The following is a 20,417-nucleotide window of genomic DNA, read 5'->3' on the forward strand; positions in this document are numbered from 1 at the left end:
CGTCAGAGCAGCGCCGCAAGCAACGAGGCCGTCACGCACCATCCCACGATGGCGAGTGCCGGCCAGCGGGCCCAGGCGAACAGGGCGAAGGCACTCAACGCGACGACGGCGTCCCGCGGGCGCTGTACGGCACCGGTCCACACCGGGTTGTACAGCGCGGCGGCGAGCAGGCCGACCACGGCGGCGTTGACGCCGGCCAGCACGCGCGCCGCGTCGTTGCGCGCGGCAAGCGCCTGCCAGAACGGCAATGCCGCGGAAACCAGCAGCAACCCCGGCAGGAAGATCGCCAGCAGACAGATGGCGGCGCCCAGTGCGCCGCTGTGCCCGATGCCGATGCGCTCGCCCAGAAACGCCGCCAGGCTGAACATCGGGCCGGGTACCGCCTGGGCGGCACCGTAGCCGGCGAGGAAGCTGTTGCCATCGAGCCAGCCGGGATCGACCACGGTCTGTTTCAGCAGGGGCAGCACCACGTGGCCGCCGCCGAAGACCAGCGCGCCCGTGCGATAGAAACCGGCGGTGATCCGGGCCCACGCCGGCGCATCGGACCACGGCAACAGCGACAGAAGCAGCAGCGTGGCGAACACGGCCAGCAGCATGATGCCGCTGCGCCGTCCATGCCGCAGCGTCAGCGGCTGACCCGGATGCGCCGTCACCGAGCGGCACAGCCACGGGCCCAGCAGCGCGCCCAGCACGATCACGATCAATTGCATCCATGCGTTGCCGCTGACTGTCACCAGCAAGGCGGCGAACACGGCGAGCAGCAGGCGCGGCAAGTCTGGCGTGAGCCGGCGCGCCATGCCGAGCAAACCTTGAGCGACCACTGCCACGGCGACCAGTTTCAAGCCGTGGATCGCCGCCTGGCCCGGCGCGCCGGACCAATGCGCGCTCAGCGCGGCGAAGGCAAACATCAGCAGGGCCGAGGGCAGCGTGAAGCCGACAAAGGCGGCAACGCCGCCCCAGCCACCGGCTCGCAGCAGGCCGATGGAAAAGCCCAGCTGGCTGCTCGCCGGCCCCGGCAGGAACTGGCACAACGCCAGCATCTGGCCGAAACGCTCGTCATCCAGCCAGCGTCGCCGTTCGACAAATTCGCGATGGAAATAGCCCAGGTGGGCGATCGGTCCGCCGAACGAAGTCATGCCCAGCCTGAGAAACGCACTCAGCACTTCCCGGGCAGAGCCGGCCGGCGCGGATGCATCGCTCATGCGCAGTCGAACAGCGCCATGAAGCCGAAGTCCATGTGTAATTGCATGTGACAGTGGAGCAGCGACAACCCGGGCTGGTCGGCGGTGAAATCGACATCCATGCTCTGGTAGCCACCCAGCATCACCACGTCCTTGACCACGCCGGCGACGCGCTGGCCGGCGATGCGGGTGATCTCGAAGCTGTGCCGGTGCAGGTGCATCGGGTGGATGTCGTCGCTGGCGTTGTGCATGCGCAGCCGATAGCGCTTGCCGTATTGCAGGCGGAACCTCGGCTGCATCGCGCGCATGTCGAACGGCTGGCCGTTGATGGTCCACTGGTTGAAACCATGGAGCGCCGCGTTGCGCTTGGCGAATGTCAGCTCGATGGTCTCGTCGGGAGTGGCTGGTGGTGGCGCATCCGGCGAGGCGAAGCGGCGGTAGTCCCACCGGAACGGCGGCGGCTTGATCCACTGCGGCTTGCCGCCGTGGCCGGCGTACTCGACCACGATGCCCATGCCGCGGTTGCGATCGTCATCGGCGAGGTCGCCGAGTATCCACACGCCCGGATGCGTCATCTCGACGATGGCTGAAATGCGTTCGGCGGTGCCCAGCCACAACACCGGCACCGTGGCCGGGTGCGGCACCGGATTGCCATCCAGCGCCACCACCGTGAACGCGTGGCCGGGCAGGGCGAGGCTGCGGATCTCGGTGGCGCTGCCGTTGATGATGTGCAGCAACACGCGCTCTCCGGCGCGTACGCGGATCGGCTCGCCATGGCCGAGCATGCGGCCGTTGATCGAGAACGACTGGTAGCCCACCTCATACCCGTGCGCGGCGCCACCGGCCAGCGACGCCTTCATCGCTGTTTCGCCGCGCTGCTGCAAGATCGGGTCGCGCCCGTCGGGCTGCAGGAAATCCATCGCCATGTCGCCGCCCTTGCTGAAGAACGGATCGAACTCCTTCAGCGTCAGGAACACCTCGCGGTCCCAGGCGCCGGACTCGTGCGGCGGCTCGATGTATACGGGGCCGACCAGGCCGTTGTACTGGCCGAGGTCGAGATCGGCACCGGCGCGCACATGCGTGTGATAGAAGCGCAGCCCCGCCGGACCGGGTACGAAGGCAATCCGGCGCATGCCGTGGGCCGGAATGTACGGCGTGCCTTCCTCGGCCGCGCCATCCAGCGCGGCGGGCAGGAATTGCCCGTGCCAGTGCAGTTGCTCGGGTGTGTCGGTGTCGTTGTGGACGTCCACCACCACCGGCCGACCTTGTTTCAGCCGCAACAACGGCCCGGGAAACTGGCCGTTGTAGGTGCGGGTGGAAACGATGTGGTCCGGCGCCAGTTCCACCAGGCTGCGGCCGATGCGCAGCGTGTGGTCGGCGGGGCGATGCGGCTCGCCTGGCCGTATCACCAGCGCGTCGCCGGCGTGGAGCAGGCCGGACGCGGCGCCGGCCAGGGTCAACCCACCCAGTTTCAGGAACGCCCGGCGATCGATCGGCATGGCGGACTCCATTCGGAGATAAGCGCGGCCAGTGTAGTGCGTAGGGCGGCGAGGGCGGTGCCTCCTCTGGTATTCTTGCGTGCTTGCCTCCCACCAAGATTTCACGATGATCGAGACCAATCCCATCCATGCGCAGATCGCGGACCTCCGGGACCGGGTCGAGTCGCTTAGGGGGTATCTTTGACTACGCTACAAAAAGCGAACGTCTGGAAGAAGTAACCCGCGAGCTGGAAAGCCCCACCGTGTGGGACGACCCGGCCCGCGCGCAGGAACTGGGCCGCGAGCGCGCCCGCCTGCACACCATCGTCGACGGCATCGACACGCTCACCGCCGGGCTCACCGACGCTGGTGAATTGCTGGAAATGGCCATCGCCGACGAGGACGACGAGACGGCGCAATCGGTCATCACCGATCTGGCGCGGCTTGAAAGCCAGGTCGGCAAGCTGGAATTCCAGCGCATGTTCTCCGGCAAGATGGATGCGATGAATGCGTTCGTCGATATCCAGGCCGGCGCCGGCGGTACCGAGGCGCAGGACTGGGCCGAGATGCTGCTGCGCATGTACCTGCGCTGGTGCGAAAACCGCGGCTGGAAAACCGAGCTGATGGAAGTCTCCGGCGGCGACGTGGCTGGCGTGAAGTCCGCCACCTTCCGCGTCGAGGGCGACTACGCCTACGGCTGGCTGAAGACCGAGATCGGCGTGCACCGGCTGGTGCGCAAGTCGCCGTTCGATTCGGACAACCGCCGCCATACCAGTTTCACCTCGGTGTTCGTGTCGCCCGAAGTCGATGACGACATCGACATCGACATCAACCCGGCGGACCTGCGAACGGACGTCTATCGCTCCTCCGGCGCGGGCGGCCAGCACGTCAACAAGACCGAATCGGCCGTGCGCATCACGCACATCCCCACCAATACCGTGGTCGCCTGCCAGACCGGCCGCAGCCAGCACGCCAACCGCGATACTGCGATGAAGATGCTGGCCGCGAAGCTGTACGAACTGGAAGTGCAGAAGCGCAATGTCGAGAAGGATGCGCTGGAAGCGACCAAGTCGGACATCGGCTGGGGCAGTCAGATCCGCAACTACGTGCTGGACCAGAGCCGCATCAAGGACCTGCGCACCGGCATCGAACGCACCGATACGCAGAAAGTGCTGGACGGCGACCTGGACGAATTCATCGAAGCGAGTTTGAAGTCGGGCCTCGAAGCCGGCTCCAAGCGCAGTGACGCCTGAGTGCCTACGTCCGGGTTCCCTGTATTTGCCCGAATGGGAGTGAAGCCATGAACCGCAAGAAGAACGGCATCCTGCTGGCGATGTGCGCCGGCCTTGCCATGTTCGGCATGACCGCCCACGCGGGCCAGGAAAGCTTCGGCCAGAGCGTCAAGCAGGGCGCGAAATCGGCCGGCCACGGCATCGCCGACGGCGCCCGCGACGTGGGTCACGCCAGCGCTCGCGTGGGCAAGAAAATCGGTCACGGTGCGAAGGACGCCGGCGTGGGCATCGGTCACGGCGCCCGGGACGCGGGCGTGGCCGTGGGGCACGGTGCGCGCGACGGCTGGAACGCCACCACGCATGCGGTCAAAAAGGTTTTCAGCAAGGGCGACTGACGCGCGCGAGCCGTCATTCGACAACAGTCATCGACAACCAGCCACGCGCCCATCGCGGCGGCTGCCCGGAGCAACAGAGTTTCCATGAGCGCATCGACCGACACCCCGATCACCGACGACAGCAAGCCTGACGAAAGCAGGCCTGACGAAAACAGGCTTATCGCCGAGCGTCGCGATAAATTGAAGGCGTTGCGCGCGCAGGGCATCGCGTTCCCCAACGATTTCCGGGTGGACAGCTTTGCCGGCGACCTGCAGGCCGAATACGCCGACAAGGACGTCCATACGGCCGAAGTGATCGACGCCCTCGCGCGACGGGTGAAGGTGGCCGGACGCATCCTGCTCAAGCGCGGGCAGGGCAAGGTCAGCTTCGTGCAGATGCAGGACCAGACCGGCCGCATCCAGTTGTTCGTGCACCAGGGCACGCTGGGCGAGGCCTACGAAGCGTTCAAGGGTTGGGACGTGGGCGATATCGTGGGCGCCGAAGGCCTGCTGATGCGCACCAAGACCGGCGAGCTTTCCGTGCGGGTGGATCAGCTGCGCCTGCTGACCAAGAGCCTGCGTCCGCTGCCGGACAAGTTCCACGGCTTGGCCGACGTGGAGCAGCGCTACCGCCAGCGCTACGTCGACCTGATCGTCACCGAGGAAGCGCGCCGCACCTTCATCCTGCGCTCGAAGATCATCGGCAGCATGCGCCAGTGGCTGGAAGCGCCCACGCGCCGCTTCATGGAAGTGGAAACGCCGATGATGCACATGATCCCCGGCGGCGCCACCGCGCGGCCGTTCACCACGCATCACAACGCGCTGGATCTGGAGCTGTACCTGCGCGTGGCGCCGGAGCTTTACCTGAAGCGCCTCGTCGTCGGCGGCTTCGATCGCGTCTACGAGATCAACCGCAACTTCCGCAACGAGGGCGTGTCGACCCGGCACAACCCCGAGTTCACCATGCTGGAGCTGTACCAGGCCTACGCTACGTACCACGAGATCATGGACCTCACCGAAGGCCTGATCCGCGACATCGCGCAGAGCGTGCTGGGCACCACCGCACTGACCTGGGACGGCGCCGACATCGACGTCGGCCCAGCCTTCCGCCGCTGGCGCATGGAAGACGCGGTGCTGGAACTCAACCCCGGGATCAAGCGCGAGGAGCTGCGCGACCGCGAGGCGATGGCCGCGCACGCGAAGCGCGTCGGCGTGCAGGTCAAGCCTGGTTACGGCTGGGGCAAACTGCTGCTGGAAATCTTCGAGAAGACCGTCGAGCACACCCTGATCCAGCCCACCTTCATCACCGACCACCCGGTCGAGGTGTCACCGCTGGCGCGTGAGAGCGACACCGACAAGGGCATCACCGATCGCTTCGAGCTGTTCGTCAACGGCAAGGAGCTGGCGAATGGTTTTTCCGAGTTGAACGACCCGGAAGACCAGGCCGCCCGTTTCCAGGCCCAGGTCGACGCCAAGGACGCCGGCGACGACGAAGCCATGCACTTCGATGCCGACTACATCCGCGCGCTGGAAGTCGGCCTGCCGCCCACCGGCGGCCTGGGCATCGGCATCGATCGGCTGGTGATGCTGCTGACCGATTCGGCCTCGATCCGCGACGTGCTGCTGTTCCCCTATATGCGCCCCGAGGCCTGACATCGCGCGCGCGTAGGAGCCCACCCTGTGGGCGATGCTTTTAATTCAAGCGTGACGAAAAGCATCGCCCACAGGGTGGGCTCCTACGCGGAGCGGCCTCAACCTCATCAACCTCAACTGGAGTTCGCCATGTGGTACGCCATCGTCGGCACTGACAATCCCGAATCACTGGCGGGACGCAAGTCTGCGCGCCCGGCCCATATCGCCCGGTTGAAGCAGTTGCAGGACGAAGGCCGCTTGCTGCTGGCCGGCCCATTTCCCGCCATAGATTCGCCCGAGCCGGGCCCGGCCGGTTTCAGTGGCAGCCTGATCGTGGCCGAGTTCGCCTCGCTGGCGCAGGCACAGGAATGGGCGGGCGCTGATCCGTACATCGCTGCCGGTGTCTATCGGGAAACCTCGGTCAAGCCGTTCCTCAAGGCGCTGCCGGCAGCATGAACGGGTCGCCGGTCATGGCGCAGATCCGAGCGCGGCTGGAGGCGGCCTTTGCACCGACGGCGCTGGAAATCATCGACGAGGGCCACAAGCACGCCGGCCACGCGGGCGAGGGCAAGGGCCATTTCCATGTGCGGATCGTCAGTGCCGCGTTTGCCGGCCAACTGCCGTTGAAGCGTCACCGGATGATCTATGCGGCGCTTGAAGGGCTGATGGACAACGGCATTCATGCGCTGTCGATCGATGCAAAGACAGAATAAACAAATACATAGAAGCTATACTTGAAGCTACTTGGCACGCCGGAATGCATTGCGGCCACGGCCACCGTTTGGCACAGTGCCCTGTCGCCCGCTGCATGGGCACCACCCGATGATCCACCGATGACCGCATGCGCCTGAGCACCATCAAACTCGCCGGTTTCAAGTCCTTCGTGGACCCGACCACCCTGCACCTGCCCAGCAACATGATCGGCGTGGTCGGCCCCAACGGCTGCGGCAAATCCAACATCATCGACGCGATCCGCTGGGTGATGGGCGAAAGCGCGGCCAGCCGCCTGCGCGGCGATTCGCTGACCGACGTGATCTTCTCCGGCTCCAACTCGCGCAAGCCGGTGGGGCAGGCCACGGTCGAGCTGATCTTCGACAACGCCGACGGCACCATCCAGGGCGAATACGGCCAGTACGCCGAGATCTCGGTGAAGCGCCAGGTCACCCGTGACGGCCAGTCGTCGTACTACCTCAACGGCGCGCGCTGCCGCCGGCGCGACATCACCGACCTGTTCCTGGGCACGGGCTTAGGCCCCCGCAGCTACTCGATCATCGAGCAGGGCATGATCAGCCAGATCATCGAGGCGCACCCGGAAGAGTTGCGCACGCATCTGGAGGAGGCGGCCGGCATCTCCAAATACAAGGAGCGCCGCAAGGAAACCGAAAGCCGCATCAAGGCCACCCGCGAAAACCTCGACCGCGTGCGTGACGTACGCGACGAGGTGGACAAGCAGCTCGAACACCTGAACCGCCAGGCCCGTGCCGCCGAGCGCTGGAAGGCGCTGAAGGAAGAGCAGACGCGCAAGGAAGCCGAGCTGCGCGCGCTGGAATACCGCGGCCTGAAAAGCCAGCACGAGGGCGAAGGCGCGGGCCTGTCCGCCGCCGAGATCGAGATCGAGAAACAGCTGGCCGGCCAGCGCGAGATCGAGGCGCAACTGGAAACCGTGCGCGAGCGTCACACCGATGCCAGTGAGCATCTGAACGCGGTGCAGGCCGACGTCTACAAGGTCGGCGCCGAGATTGCCCGCGTCGAGCAGCAGGTGCACCACAACCGCGAAACCGCCGAGCGCCTGCAGCGCGCCCAGGGCGAGGCCGAGCGCGAACACGCCGAACTGGCCGCCCACATCGCCACCGACCGCGAACAGATCGAAACCCTGCGCATGGCGCTGGCCGAGGGCGAACCAAAACTCGAAGCGCTGCAGCAGATGCAGGACGAAACCGCCGAAGCCCAGCGCAGCACCGAGGCGAAACTGGGCGACTGGCAGCAGCGTTGGGACAGCCATACGCGCAGCGCCGGCGAATCCAACCGCGCCGCCGAAGTGGAGCGCACCAAACTCAATTACCTCGACCGCCAGGCGGTCGACCTGTCGCGTCGTCGCGAGGCGCTGGAAACCGAGCAGAAAGCCACCGACGTGGCCGCGCTGGACGCCGCCGGCGAACAGCTGCATACCGAGCACGACACCCAGCGCGAACGCGTGGAAACGCTGGGCAGCCTGCTCGACCAGCACAAGACCAGCCACGAAAAGGTGCAGGAGGAAGAGCGCCAGCTGCAGTCCGCCCTGAACGAGGCGCGCCAGCAACTGCAATCCGCCCGCGGTCGTCACGCCTCGCTGGAAGCGCTGCAGAATGCCGCGTTGGGCCAGGAAGAAAGCGCGGCCAGCGGCTGGCTGGCGCGGCTGGGTCTGGACAAGGCGCGCCGCCTGGGCGCCGCGCTGCAGGTGGACAACGGCTGGGAATCGGCCGTCGAAACTGTGCTGGCCGGCTTGCTGGACGGCGTGCTGGTGGATGATCCGCTGGGCCTGGTCTCCGAATTCGACAGCCTGGGCGAAGCCGACCTGGCGCTGCTCAATGCCGTCGACGGCGGGCAGGGCGCCAATGGCACGCTGGCGGCCCGCGTGCGCGGCCCCGCCGCGGCCCTGCAATTGCTGTCCAACGTACAGACGGCCGAAACCCTGGACGAAGCGCGCAACCGTGTGGGCGCGCTGGCACCGCAGCAGTCCATCATCACCCGCGACGGCGATTGGCTGGCGCCGCAATGGGCGCGCGTGCGCCGCGCGCAGGGCAACCAGGTGGGCGTGCTGGCGCGCGAGCGCGACCTGCGCCTGCTCACCGAGCAGATCGCGCTGCTGGAAGGCCAGCTGGAAGAAGCCGCCGGCCAGCTCGATGACCTGCGCACGCGCAAGTTCGAAGCCGAGCGCGCCCGCGACGACGCCCAGCGCGAGCTGTACAACGCGCACCGTCGCCAGTCCGAATTGGCCGGCCAGCTGCAGAGCCACCGCGGCAAGCTGGAAGCCGCCCGCGCCCGCGCCGACAAGGTCAGCGGCGAACTGAACGACCTGGCAGCGCAGATCGACGAGCTGCAAAGCCAGACCCGCGACGCCCGCGCCCGGCTGGACGAATCGGTGGGCCTGATGGGCGACATGGAAGACCAGCGGCGCGAACTGGAAAACGAACGCCGGGCGCTGCTTGAAGCACGCGAGGAAGCGCGCATGAACGCGCGCGAAGCGGCCGACCAGTCGCACTCGCTGGCCCTGTCACTGGAATCCAAGCGCTCATCGCTGGCCTCGCTGGATCAGTCGCTGAGCCGCATGGATGCGCAACTGCGCCAGATCGAATCGCGCCGCGACCAGATCAACGAGCAACTGGCGGCCGGCTCCGACCCGATCGCCGAACTCGAGGCCGAGCGTCAGACCTACCTCGACCAGCGCCTGCTGGTGGACAAGCAATTGGTGGAAGCCCGCCGCGCGCTGGAGGAATGCGACATCGCGTTCCGCCAACTGGAGCAGCAACGCCACCTGGCCGAACAAGGCCTGGCCGCGTTGCGCGAAAGCCTGTCCGAGAAGCGCCTCGCCGCGCAGGCGCTGCACTTGCGCGCCGAACAACTGGCGCAGGCGATCGCCGAGTCCGGCCTGGAGCTGGAAACCTTGCTGGCCGAACTGGCCGAGGATATCGACGCCAACCAGTGGCGCGCGCAGCTCACCGATATCGGCCACAAGATTGCCCGGCTGGAGCCGGTCAACCTGGCGGCGATCCAGGAACATGCCGAGCAGAGCGAGCGCAAGACCTACCTCGACAACCAGCTCGCCGACCTGGTCAGCGCGATGGAGACGCTGGAGGGCGCGATCAAGAAGATTGACCGCGAAACCCGCCAGCGATTCAAGGAGACCTTCGACAAGGTCAATGCCGGCGTGCAGGAGCTGTTCCCGCGCCTGTTCGGCGGCGGTCACGCGTACCTGGAACTCACCGGCGACGACCTGCTCAACACCGGCGTGTCGATCATGGCGCGCCCGCCGGGCAAACGGCCGTCCAACATCTCGCTGCTCTCCGGCGGCGAGAAGGCGCTCACCGCGGTGGCGCTGGTGTTCTCCATCTTCGGCCTGAACCCCGCGCCGTTCTGCCTGCTCGACGAGGTGGACGCGCCGCTGGACGAGGCCAACGTGGGCCGCTTCTCCTCGATGGTGCGCGAGATGAGCGAGAAGGTGCAGTTCATCTTCATCAGCCACAACAAGGCCACCATGGAAGCGGCATCGCAGTTGTGCGGTGTGACCATGCGCGAGCCGGGCGTTTCGCGCCTGGTGCAGGTCGATCTGGCGGAAGCAGCTAAACTGGCGGGGGCCGCCTGAGGACACATCATGATGACGCTGCAACCCGTGCTCGCCTTTGCCTGGAATCCCGCCGTCGGCATTCCCATGCTGATCGTGGGCCTGATCGTGCTGGCGCTGATCTGGCTGTTTGGCCAGCCGAAGAAGGAGCCCGGCGCGCGTCGCGCGTCCAGCCATCCGAATCCCGGCGAACGGCGCGAGCCCAGCCTGGCCGACGATGCCGCCTTCGATCCCGCGTTCAACATCTCCGGCCCGCGCGGTTCGGGCGCGCAGCAGGGCGAACTCGATATCGGCCTGCGCGAGGAGCTCGAACGGCTGGGCGCCACGTTGTCCGGCGAACGCAACTCCGCCCCGCCGGTGTCGAAACCGCAGCCGAAACTGGCCGACCACGTGGCATCCATCGTCGATGTGCTGCGCGCACCCAGCCCGCGTGACGAAGCCGCGGCAGCAGAGCCGGTCGTCGAAGCTTCCATCACACCCGCACCCGCAGCGCCGGTTGCCAGCGCACCCGTGCCGCCGCCAGCCGCCGCTGCACCGCCACCGCGCTCCGAGTTGGGCAAGCGCCCGGCCCAGTTCCCGGTGGAGCGTATCGTGACGCTGTTCGTGGTGGCCCGCGACGGCGGCCATTTCAACGGCTCCGACCTGGTGGTTGCCGCCGAAAAGGCCGGCCTCGAATACGGCGACATGGGCATCTATCACCGCCTGGTGGACGGCAAGCGCGAGCTGGGGCCGATCTTCAGCGTCGCCAACATGCTGAAGCCGGGCAATTTCGACCTGGCCCGACTCGACAACCTGCGCACCCTGGGCGTGAGCTTCTTCATGACCCTGCCGGCGCCGCTCTCCGCACTCGACGCGTGGGACGCCATGCTGCCCACCGCACAACGACTGGCCGAACTGCTCGATGGCCAGGTGCTGGACGAGGAACGCAACGCACTCGGCCGCCAGCGCGTCGCCCACATCCGCGACGAACTGCGCGGATGGGATCGCGAACACGAAGGCCAGGAAATCATCTTCGGCCGCTGAGCACGTACAACCCGCTGTAGGAGCGCACGTTGTGCGCGATGCTCTTGCCCCCCGCCTCCGGAACATCTGCGGGAGCGACTTCAGTCGCTACGCTTTTGCGCTCGAATGCAGCCTTGGAGCAAGAGCTTTCATCTGTCTGCATACGGCAGCCGAGCCCCCATGGACTCGCCCGCGTCACAGCCTCGTCGCCCCTGCCTCACCGCCGCTCGCACAGCGGCCCATCCTGACCGCACTCGGGACGAAGCAAAAGCAAAACCGTCAACCTCAGCGTTCCCCCTGAGCGTAGGCCGCAAGCCGGAGTCGAAGAGGCAACTCCCGCGCACTTGACCCTGGACCTAGATCAATGGTCTAGACTGTGGGCATGAACATCCAACCCGCTTCCCTGACCATCGGTGCCGTCGCCAAGCGCGTCGGTGTGGCGATCGACACGATCCGTTATTACGAGCGCGAAGGGCTGTTGCCTGAGCCGCAGCGGCGGGCGTCCGGGTATCGCAGTTACGACGAGGGCGCGATCGCGCAGTTGCGCTTTATCCGGCGGGCCAAGGATTTGGGTTTTACGCTGGAGGAGATCCGCGAGCTGCTGGCGTTGTCGGCGGATCGCCAGCGGGGCGTGAAAGCGGTGAAGCGGCGGGCGCAGCAGCGGTTGGCTGCGATCGAGCAACGCATTGTCGAGCTGCAGCGCGTGCGCGACGGCCTGGCGCAACTGGTGGCGTCGTGTCCGGGGCACGGCAAACCGGAGGATTGCCCGATTCTGCGTGCGTTGGCTGATGACGAGGTGAAGGCATGAGTGCGTCGTGTTGTGGTGGCGCAGCGGCTGCTGCGGAGAAGGATCCGGTCTGCGGCATGACCGTCGACCCGGCGACGGCCAAACACCACGCCGAGCACGAGGGCCACACTTACTACTTCTGCGCAGCCCGTTGCCGCGAGAAGTTCGTGGCCGATCCGTCGGCGTATCTGGAAGAGAAAGTGGCTCCCGTGGCGGCGCCCGCGGGCACGATCTACACCTGTCCGATGCATCCGGAAGTGCAGCAGGTCGGCCCGGGTGAATGCCCCAAGTGCGGCATGGCGCTGGAGCCGATGATGCCGAGCCTGGACGAAGACGACGCGGGCGAACTGGACGGCATGGCGCGGCGTTTCTGGACGCTGCTGGCGCTGACCTTGCCCGTGTTTGTCGTGGCGATGGGGCCGCATCTGTTCGGCTGGCACCTGCCGTCGCCGTGGGGTGGCATCGCGGCTTGGGTCGAGGCCGTGCTGGCGACGGTGGTGGTGCTGTGGGGCGGGGCGCCGTTCTTCCGGCGCGGGTGGCATTCGTTGAAGCCGTGGCAGCCGAACATGTACACGCTGATCGCGCTGGGTACCGGCGTGGCGTGGATCTACAGCGCGGTGGCGTTTCTGTGGCCTGGTCTGTTTCCGGCCGGTTTCCGCGACGCGCACGGCCGGGTGGCGGTGTATTTCGAATCCGCGGCGGTAATCGTCACCCTGGTGACCCTGGGCGATTTCCTGGAGCTGCGTGCACGGCGGCGCACGGGGGCAGCGTTGAAGGCCTTGCTGGGATTGGCGCCGAAAAGCGCGCGACGGATTGCCAGCGACGGCGGCGAAAGCGACGTGCCGCTGGACGTGCTCAAGGTGGGCGACGTGCTGCGCGTGCGTCCTGGCGAGAAAGTGCCGGTGGACGGCGTGGTGCTGGAGGGCGAAAGCCACGTCGACGAATCCATGCTCACCGGCGAGCCGATGCCGGTGGTCAAGGCAGCGGGCGATCCGTTGGTCGGCGGCACTGTCAACCAGGACGGTGGGCTCACGATGCGCGCGCAGCGGATCGGCAGCGAAACCATGCTGGCGCAAATCGTGACGCTGGTGGCGCAGGCGCAGCGCAGCAAGGCGCCGTTGCAGCGCGTGGCGGATCGCGTGGCGGCGTGGTTTGTACCGGCGGTGGTGGCGGTCGCGGTGCTGGCGTTTGTCGCCTGGGCGGCCTTCGGGCCCGCGCCGGCATTGACCCATGCGCTGATCGCGGCGGTGTCCGTGTTGATCATTGCGTGCCCTTGCGCGCTGGGGCTCGCCACGCCGATCTCGATCATGGTGGCCAGCGGCCGCGGTGCGCAGCACGGCGTGCTGTTCAAGGACGCCGGCGCCATCGAGACCCTGCGCGATATCGACACGCTGGTGGTGGACAAGACCGGCACCCTGACCCTGGGCAAGCCCGTGCTGACCGAGCTGGTGAGTCTGGCGGGGCGGTCGCGCGAACAACTGTTGGCGATGGCAGCGGCGCTGGAGCGTCCCAGCGAACATCCGCTGGCGCGGGCGATCGTGGCGGCGGCAGACGGCGAGAACGCGCCGGCGCTCAAGGTCACGGATTTCCGCTCGCTGACCGGCCGTGGCGTCAGCGCCGTGGTCGCCGGGGCCGACTTGTCGGCGGTCGGTCATGCCGCTGCGCTCGGCAACGCAAAACTCATGAGCGAGTTGCGCATCACGGTGGACGAACGCGCGATGGTTCGCGCCGAGACACTGCGTGCCGTCGGCGCCACCGTGATGTTTCTGGCCATCGAAGGCGAGCTCACCGCCTTGCTGGCGGTGGCCGATCGCATCAAGCCCGACACGCCAGCGGCAATCAATGCATTGCACGCCGCCGGCTTGCATCTGGTCATGCTGACCGGTGACAGCGCCACCACCGCGCAGAAGGTGGCGCGCGAGCTGGGTATCGATGAGGTTCACGCCGAGGTTTCGCCGGCCCGCAAGGCGGAAGTGGTGAACGCATTGCGTGCCGAGGGTCGCCGCGTGGCAATGGCTGGTGACGGCATCAACGACGCGCCCGCGCTGGCGGCGGCCGACATCGGCATCGCCATGGGTAGCGGCACCGACGTGGCGATGGAGAGTGCCGGCGTCACGCTGGTGAAGGGCGAACTGAGTGCGATCGTGCGGGCCCGGGCGCTGTCGCAGGCCACTGTGCGCAATATCCACCAGAACCTGTTTTTCGCCTTCATCTACAACGCCGTCGGCGTGCCCGTGGCGGCGGGCGTGCTGTATCCATGGTTCGGTATCGTGTTGTCACCGATGTTCGCGGCGCTGGCCATGAGCTTGAGTTCGGTATCGGTGGTGAGCAACGCGTTGCGGTTGAGGCGAACGGCGTTGTAATCGGTGGATACCCGTGTATTGAACGCGTGAAGGCGTCTTCATGTCGTGCAGTCGCGAGCGCAACAAGGGGCGGATTAGGTTCTGCGGCGCGGGCGCGGTGTCATGGTTTTGCCGTGGAACGTGAGCTGTGACTATCGTGATTGCCGCGCTCGCACCTTCTTGCACCGAGGAACTCCCATGAAAATATTGATCGTTGCAGGGTTGGTCGTTGCGTCCACGGTGGCGCTGTCGGCGTGCGGCAAGCACGACGAGACCGCGAACAACTCCGACACGGTGCCCAGCACCGCGACTACGGCTTATCCACCGACCACACCGGCGGCTCCCGCGCCGGCGCCGATGCCGCCGGCAACCGCATCGTCAGCCCCGACCTATCCACCGCCGGCGACCACCGCAGGCATGGATAACACCCAGCCGCCGACGGCGCGAACCGGCCCGTAAGGCACACGTTCCGCAACGGATTTGCACGGCGAAGCGAGGCCTGCGCGGACCGCGCTTCGCCTGGTTGCATGTTGGCGTTAGGATCATCGGATCTTCATGCTCGCGGTGCGGACGCTCGCGGGCTGTCACTCAGGAGCAACCATGTCAGACCTTTCACGTTTCCCGATCGCCAGCCGCTGGCCGGCGCAACATCCCGATCGGATCCAGCTGTATTCGCTGAACACGCCCAACGGCGTCAAGGCGTCGATCATGCTGGAGGAGACAGGCCTGCCGTACGAGCCGCACCTGGTCGACATCACCCGCAACGAAAGCCACACGCCGGAGTTTCTTTCGCTGAACCCCAACGGCAAGATTCCCGCGATCATCGACCCCGATGGCCCGCGCGGCGAGCCACTGGCATTGTTCGAGTCCGGCGCCATCCTGATGTATCTGGCCGACAAGACGGGCAAGTTCATTTCCACCGACCCGGCCCAGCGCTGGCACACGATCCAGTGGGTGTTCTTCCAGATGGCGTCGATCGGCCCGATGTTCGGCCAGGTGGGTTTCTTCAACAAGTTCGCCGGCAAGGAGTACGCCGACAAGCGCCCGCTGCAGCGTTACGTGGATGAGTCCAGGCGCCTGCTCGGTGTGTTGAATGGACGTCTGGACGGCCGTGACTGGATCATGGGCGACGATTACAGCATTGCCGACATCGCCACCGTGGGCTGGGTCAACAACCTGATCACCTTCTACGAGGCGCGCGAGCTGGTCGGTTACGACGCGTTTGCCAGCGTGGGGCGCTGGCTCAATCGGGCGCTGGAACGCCCCGCGGTGCAGCGCGGCCTGAAGATTCCCAGCCGCGGCTGATGGACACCCGTTGGCGGGGCAGTGTCGACACTTGAGTGGCCGCGTCACGGGTTGTCAAACGGATGGTGGTGCCACCACCGTCGTGCATCCGCTCAACTCAGCGGCTGGACTGGGGATGCGGATGCTACGTCGGGGCGGCCATGTCCGCACCGCCGGGCATCTCGCAGGCAGGGTGTCCGCAATGACAGCCGTCAGGCTGATCCGACACCGGTGATTCGACCCGCTTGCGGCAGTGTTCACTGCAATAAGCCTCACCGAGCGGGACGCTGCAATGGCAAGCCGGGTGGGCGCATTGGTGGTTGGCGTTTGCGTTCATCGAGGTGTCCTTGTCATGGTCATGGTGGTGCCGGTGAGCCTGCGGTATTCCCATGGCCTTTGGGGCGGAGCAGGGCGTCGGCCAGATTGCGCAGTGTTCACCGACTGCCCGCAGGCCGGCGCGCTGGTGCGGCGTAACCCGTTGGCGTCATGCGAGCAGAACCCATCGGGCAGTAACAACGCGTGACCTTTTCGTCGAGCAGGCGGCTACATCAGCCAATCGCGGCTCAGGCGTTCGTCCCTGACGCCGCACGGGCGATGCGCCGTTGGCGCCATGCCAGTAACGGTGGTGTGGAGATGCCATGGACGATGATGCTGAGCACGACGATCGTGATGGCGAAATCCGCCACCAGGGCGGCGGCTTTGCCCTCGATTCCGTGGGCGAGTGCGAATGCCAGGTAGTTCAGGCTGCCAATACCGCGCACGCCAAGCCAGCCAATCAACAACCGACGTGTCCGCGGCAGGCCGCTGCCGATGGTGGCCAGGTAAACGGACAGCGGTCGCACGCCGACAAACAGGACCAGCGCCAACACCGCGCCTTGCGCATGCCAGTAGCGGGCGAAAGCGGCGCCAAGCAAGACGACCAGCCCTGCGGCCATCAGCCGCTCCAGGGTCGCGCCGAAGGAGAGTGCATCCGACATCACCATGCCGGCAGACGTGGCCGGCTCGCTGATCTCGTCCGGCCCCACCCGGTTGGGGTTGATGAGCATCTCGGCAGGTGGGTGGTCGCGTGGCGCCCGGTCGCGATCGAAGCGTGGATGCGGATGTTGCGCGACCACGCGTATTTCGGCGTGGCGCAATCCCAGCCCCGCTGCGAAGGCCGCCAGGAAGCTGGACGCAGACAACGCCTGGGCGGCGGCGTAGGCCAGCGCCATCAACCCCAACGCCAGAAAATCGCTGGGGCTGGTGTCCCGACTGGTGGACTTCAAACGCACGCCAAGCAAGCCGATGGCCCAGCCCAGTGCAAAACCGACGCCCAATCCACCCAGCAGCGGCCAGCCGAAATCGCGCCAAGCCCACGAGCCGAGATCCGTTGTGGAATGCGGACCGTCCAGCAACAGTAGTGCCAGCATCAGGAAGGGTAGTGCGGTGCCGTCGTTCAATCCCGCTTCGCCGGACAACGCCAGGCGCATGGCGTCCCTGTCGCGGGCGTCGTCCACGGCCACCATGCTGGCGAGCACGGGATCCGTAGGCGCGGCGATGGCGCCCAGCAGAAGCGCCAGCGGCCACGGCACGGCGAACATGCAATGCGCCATCACGCATACGCCAAGAACCGTCAGCACCATGGCCGGCAATGCCAGCCGCGCCGCCGTGCGCCACATGGCACCCTTGAAGCCCACCCGCAACTTCAAACCCGCCAGAAAGAGTGACACCACCAGCGCAACTTCGGTCAGCTGTGCCGTGAGCACCGCATGGCCGGCGAAATCCACGTCCAGCAGATCAAGCACCCATGGCCCGGTGATAACGCCCGCCAGCAGGTAAAGGCTGAATGACGTCACTGGCAAACGACGGATCCAGCCAGAAGCCAGGGACATCAGCAACAGCAAGCCGCCAATCAACGCAGACCATGCAGTAAAGCCCATCGGGGATCCTTGCGTGCTGGCGTGCTGCACCACGTCGGGCAGTCAGCACGAAAGGCCATCCGCCGAGGGCTTCTGCTGCCCGACGCGCGGGCAGGCCATCGGCGGCTTGCGGCCGCTGACCTCGGCAGTTCGCGGGTCAGTGCGGGGTCGAGACGCGTTCAGCCACCTGTTGTTTCAACGAGCGGGCGTCGGTTGCCTCCAGGTCAGCCTGTGCCACGATGCCGCAAATCGCACCATTCGCATCGACGATGGGCACCCGGCGAATGCGATGCCTGGCCATCAGCTGGGCACACTCATCCAGCGTGGCATCGTCGCGAACCATCTGCGCCGGCGCGGTCATGCAGCTGTCGACCGTATCGTTCTGCGCATTGCCGCCTACGGCCACGCAGCGCAGCACGATGTCGCGGTCGGTGATCACACCGATCGGGCGCATCTCGCCGTCGGTGACAGGGATCTCGCCCACATCCTGTTCCAGCATCAGCCGGGCGGCATGGGCCAGCGGGGCGTCGGCGGAACACACGCGCGGACGCGGCGTCATGATGCTCTGAACGTTCATGCTTTCTCCTGGCTGCTTCGCAAAAGGCGCGGATCGATCGACCGCGTCGTGTCTGGCGAGACTGCACGGGGCCCGTTCAACAAAAGGTGTGCGAAGTGTCAAAGCAACCGGCCGATGATCAACGAGGTGCTGCTCGCCCGGGATGTGTCGCTGCGTTCTCATCGCGCTGACGTGCTGGAGCGGATGCTTTCGGCTCACCGAACCGGAGCGACCACCATGGGTGACAACGAACACGGGCATCCGCGCACCAATCATCGTGACGAAGGTGCCAGCGCGCGCACCGACGTCGACATGCCAAAGCCATCAAGCCCGTCAGACGGCAAGCAGGCGAGCGCGCAGGAATTGGCAGGCAGGCAGAGTTCGGGCGATGGACAACAGGGCACCGGCGGCATCGCCAGCGGCGAAGCGACCAGCACGCCCAGCCAACGAGGTAGCCAACCGCATCTCGGTAGCCAGCCCGGCCACGCCGGTAACGCGCCAGGTGGGAGCGGTGAGAACGAGGGCGCCAACGAAGATCGCGTCGGCATTCCCTCCGGGCCTGACGAAATCGACGCCGTCGGGGGCGCACGCAAACGCTGATCGAGGATGTCACGGCCTTCTTGCGGCCACGCATCCAGGCCACAGCCATGAAGCACCGCGCGGACGACCGCCAGGTCCACGCCCGGCGGTCGTCGTGCTGCGAAGGGCTACGTCAGCCGTCGCCCATGCCCTGGACCGGCTCCGGTGCGCTGCCGGCCTTCACCCGGGCTTCGATCCGCTGGCCGATGTCGCTGTCGACGTGTTTCCAGTAATCGAACGCGCGCTCCAGCACGGGGCTGCGCACGCCGGCTAGCAGGCTGCCGGCCACCTGTTCCACGAACTGCGTGCGTTGGGCGTCATTCCACACATCGCGAACCATCGTGCCTGCCTGGCCGAAGTCATCGTCTTCCGCATGCAAGGTGTAGGCGCTGCGGGTCATCTCGCCATCGACCTCCCAGCCATCGGCCACCGGGCCGATCTGGTCGGACCAGCTGTGGCCACCGCTGTTGGGTGCGTACACCGGCGCGTTGCCCTGGTGCTGATACGCCATCTGGCCGTCGAACATATAGGTGTTCACCGGCACCTTGGGCTGGTTTACCGGCAGTTGGTGGAAGTTGGTGCCGATGCGGTTGCGCTGCGCGTCGGCGTAGGCAAACGCGCGGCCCAGCAGCATCTTGTCCGGCGACAAGCCGATGCCTGGCACCGTGTTGCCGGGGGAGAACGCCGCCTGCTCGATCTGCGCGAAAAAGTTTTCCGGGTTGCGGTTCAACGTCATCGTGCCGACCTTGATCAGCGGGTAATCCTTGTGCGGCCATACCTTGGTCAGGTCGAACGGGTTGAAGCGGTAGTTTTTTGCCTCGGCATACGGCATCACCTGCACCGAGAGATCCCACGCGGGGTGCTCGCCGCGGGCGATGGCTTCGAACAGGTCGCGGCGGTGGAAATCCGAGTCCGCTCCGGCCATCGCGGCGGCTTCGGCATTGTTGAAAAACGCCATGCCCTGGCGCGTGTGGAAGTGGTACTTCACCCAAAACTTCTCGCCCGCGGCGTTGATCCACATGTACGTGTGCGAGCCGTAACCGTTCATGTGCCGCCATGTGCGCGGCAGGCCGCGTTCGCCCATGACGTAGGTGACCTGATGCGCGGTTTCCGGGTTGGACGTCCAGAAATCCCACTGCATGTGGTTGTCGCGCAGGCCGGAATCCGGCAGCCGCTTCTGGCTGCGGATGAAATGCGGAAACTTGATCGGGTCGCGCAGGAAGAATACCGGCGTGTTGTTGCCGACCAGGTCGTAGTTGCCCTCGTCGGTATAGAACTTCAGCGAGAAGCCGCGCACGTCGCGCCAGGTATCCGGGCTGCCCGATTCGCCGGCCACAGTGGAGAAGCGCGCCAGCATGTCGGTCTGCGCACCTTTCCGGAACAGCGCCGCGCGGGTGTAGCGCGAGACATCCTCGGTGATTTCCAGCACGCCGAACGCGCCCGCACCCTTGGCATGCGGTTGCCGTTCGGGAACCTTCTCGCGGTTGAAGTGGGCCAGCTGCTCCAGCAGGTGCACGTCATGCAGCAGGATGGGGCCGTTGGGCCCCAGGGTCAGCGAGTTGCGATCACTGATCGCGGGTGTGCCCGTGCCGGTGGTCGAGCCGGCGGCGGACGAATCATTCCGGGGCGGGTTGCTGGAACTGCTCATGAGTCGCTCCTGGGTCAGTGGGCTTGCCAGTGTGCTCGCCCGATCGTTCGGGTTGTGTCATCAGACCTTCGTGCCGCAGACGCCATCACACCAGAAGCCGTGT

17 protein-coding genes are annotated in these 20,417 nt (G+C 66.4%); 12 read left to right on the forward strand and 5 right to left on the reverse strand.

Annotated features, from left to right (window positions below):
• Positions 1–2: 2 nt before the first annotated feature.
• Both chrA and ASD68_RS03430 read right to left on the reverse strand, forming a co-directional pair.
• Entirely contained in the window at positions 3–1,202 is a 1,200-nt protein-coding gene (chrA, locus tag ASD68_RS03425; protein ID WP_056603389.1) for a chromate efflux transporter, read from the reverse strand.
• Positions 1,199–2,680, reverse strand: a complete 1,482-nt coding sequence (locus ASD68_RS03430) for a multicopper oxidase domain-containing protein (protein ID WP_056605110.1) — start codon at positions 2,678–2,680, stop codon at positions 1,199–1,201. Before ASD68_RS03430 ends, chrA begins: the two co-directional genes overlap by 4 nt.
• Before the next feature lie 106 nt (positions 2,681–2,786).
• On the opposite strand from ASD68_RS03430, the gene prfB reads away from it, so the two are divergent.
• The 11 genes from prfB (at position 2,787) to ASD68_RS03480 (ending at position 15,654) form a co-directional block, all read left to right on the forward strand.
• Positions 2,787–3,912, forward strand: a protein-coding gene (gene prfB, locus ASD68_RS03435; RefSeq protein WP_156458319.1) for a peptide chain release factor 2 whose coding sequence is annotated in 2 segments (ribosomal slippage) — positions 2,787–2,861 and positions 2,863–3,912 — 1,125 coding nt in all. Because the reading frame shifts where the segments join, the coding sequence is not laid out codon by codon here.
• 47 nt (positions 3,913–3,959) lie between these two features.
• The gene (locus ASD68_RS03440) at positions 3,960–4,286 is read left to right on the forward strand and encodes a hypothetical protein (protein WP_056603392.1); all 327 of its coding nucleotides are present in this window, start codon (positions 3,960–3,962) and stop codon (positions 4,284–4,286) included.
• An 84-nt stretch (positions 4,287–4,370) separates the two neighbouring features.
• Positions 4,371–5,918 carry a lysine--tRNA ligase gene (gene lysS, locus ASD68_RS03445; protein ID WP_156458320.1) on the forward strand — a complete coding sequence of 516 codons (1,548 nt, stop codon included), beginning with the start codon at positions 4,371–4,373 and terminating at the stop codon, positions 5,916–5,918.
• A gap of 129 nt (positions 5,919–6,047) precedes the next feature.
• On the forward strand, positions 6,048–6,353 hold the full coding sequence (locus tag ASD68_RS03450) for a YciI family protein (protein WP_007080751.1): 306 nt from the start codon (positions 6,048–6,050) through the stop codon (positions 6,351–6,353).
• Entirely contained in the window at positions 6,350–6,610 is a 261-nt protein-coding gene (locus tag ASD68_RS03455) for a BolA family protein (RefSeq protein WP_056603395.1), read from the forward strand. Before ASD68_RS03450 ends, ASD68_RS03455 begins: the two co-directional genes overlap by 4 nt.
• 128 nt (positions 6,611–6,738) lie before the next feature.
• Positions 6,739–10,239 carry a chromosome segregation protein SMC gene (smc, locus tag ASD68_RS03460; protein WP_056603398.1) on the forward strand — a complete coding sequence of 1,167 codons (3,501 nt, stop codon included), beginning with the start codon at positions 6,739–6,741 and terminating at the stop codon, positions 10,237–10,239.
• Between the two features lie 12 nt (positions 10,240–10,251).
• Complete coding sequence (gene zipA, locus ASD68_RS03465; RefSeq protein ID WP_056603402.1) at positions 10,252–11,241, forward strand: cell division protein ZipA; 990 nt, start codon at positions 10,252–10,254, stop codon at positions 11,239–11,241.
• Positions 11,242–11,602: 361 nt separating this feature from the next.
• The gene (locus ASD68_RS03470) at positions 11,603–12,028 is read left to right on the forward strand and encodes a MerR family transcriptional regulator (RefSeq protein WP_056078875.1); all 426 of its coding nucleotides are present in this window, start codon (positions 11,603–11,605) and stop codon (positions 12,026–12,028) included.
• Entirely contained in the window at positions 12,025–14,370 is a 2,346-nt protein-coding gene (locus tag ASD68_RS03475) for a heavy metal translocating P-type ATPase (RefSeq protein WP_056603405.1), read from the forward strand. Before ASD68_RS03470 ends, ASD68_RS03475 begins: the two co-directional genes overlap by 4 nt.
• 177 nt (positions 14,371–14,547) lie before the next feature.
• Positions 14,548–14,808 carry a hypothetical protein gene (locus ASD68_RS16755; protein WP_156458321.1) on the forward strand — a complete coding sequence of 87 codons (261 nt, stop codon included), beginning with the start codon at positions 14,548–14,550 and terminating at the stop codon, positions 14,806–14,808.
• A 141-nt stretch (positions 14,809–14,949) separates the two neighbouring features.
• Positions 14,950–15,654: a glutathione S-transferase N-terminal domain-containing protein gene (locus ASD68_RS03480; RefSeq protein WP_056603408.1), complete on the forward strand. Its 705-nt coding sequence runs from the start codon at positions 14,950–14,952 to the stop codon at positions 15,652–15,654.
• A gap of 542 nt (positions 15,655–16,196) precedes the next feature.
• On the opposite strand, the gene ASD68_RS03485 is transcribed toward ASD68_RS03480, so the two are convergent.
• Together ASD68_RS03485 and ASD68_RS17045 are read right to left on the reverse strand one after the other, a co-directional pair.
• Entirely contained in the window at positions 16,197–17,552 is a 1,356-nt protein-coding gene (locus ASD68_RS03485; RefSeq protein ID WP_056603411.1) for a cation:proton antiporter, read from the reverse strand.
• Between the two features lie 136 nt (positions 17,553–17,688).
• Positions 17,689–18,108, reverse strand: a complete 420-nt coding sequence (locus ASD68_RS17045; protein ID WP_056603414.1) for a CBS domain-containing protein — start codon at positions 18,106–18,108, stop codon at positions 17,689–17,691.
• Positions 18,109–18,222: 114 nt separating this feature from the next.
• On the opposite strand from ASD68_RS17045, the gene ASD68_RS17050 reads away from it, so the two are divergent.
• Positions 18,223–18,687: a hypothetical protein gene (locus ASD68_RS17050; protein ID WP_162247402.1), complete on the forward strand. Its 465-nt coding sequence runs from the start codon at positions 18,223–18,225 to the stop codon at positions 18,685–18,687.
• Positions 18,688–18,799: 112 nt separating this feature from the next.
• Here ASD68_RS17050 and ASD68_RS03500 read toward each other — a convergent pair whose 3' ends face one another.
• Complete coding sequence (locus ASD68_RS03500) at positions 18,800–20,314, reverse strand: catalase (protein WP_056603421.1); 1,515 nt, start codon at positions 20,312–20,314, stop codon at positions 18,800–18,802.
• Positions 20,315–20,417: the final 103 nt, after the last annotated feature.

The organism is Rhodanobacter sp. Root627, assembly GCF_001427835.1.
Lineage (GTDB): Bacteria > Pseudomonadota > Gammaproteobacteria > Xanthomonadales > Rhodanobacteraceae > Rhodanobacter > Rhodanobacter ginsenosidimutans.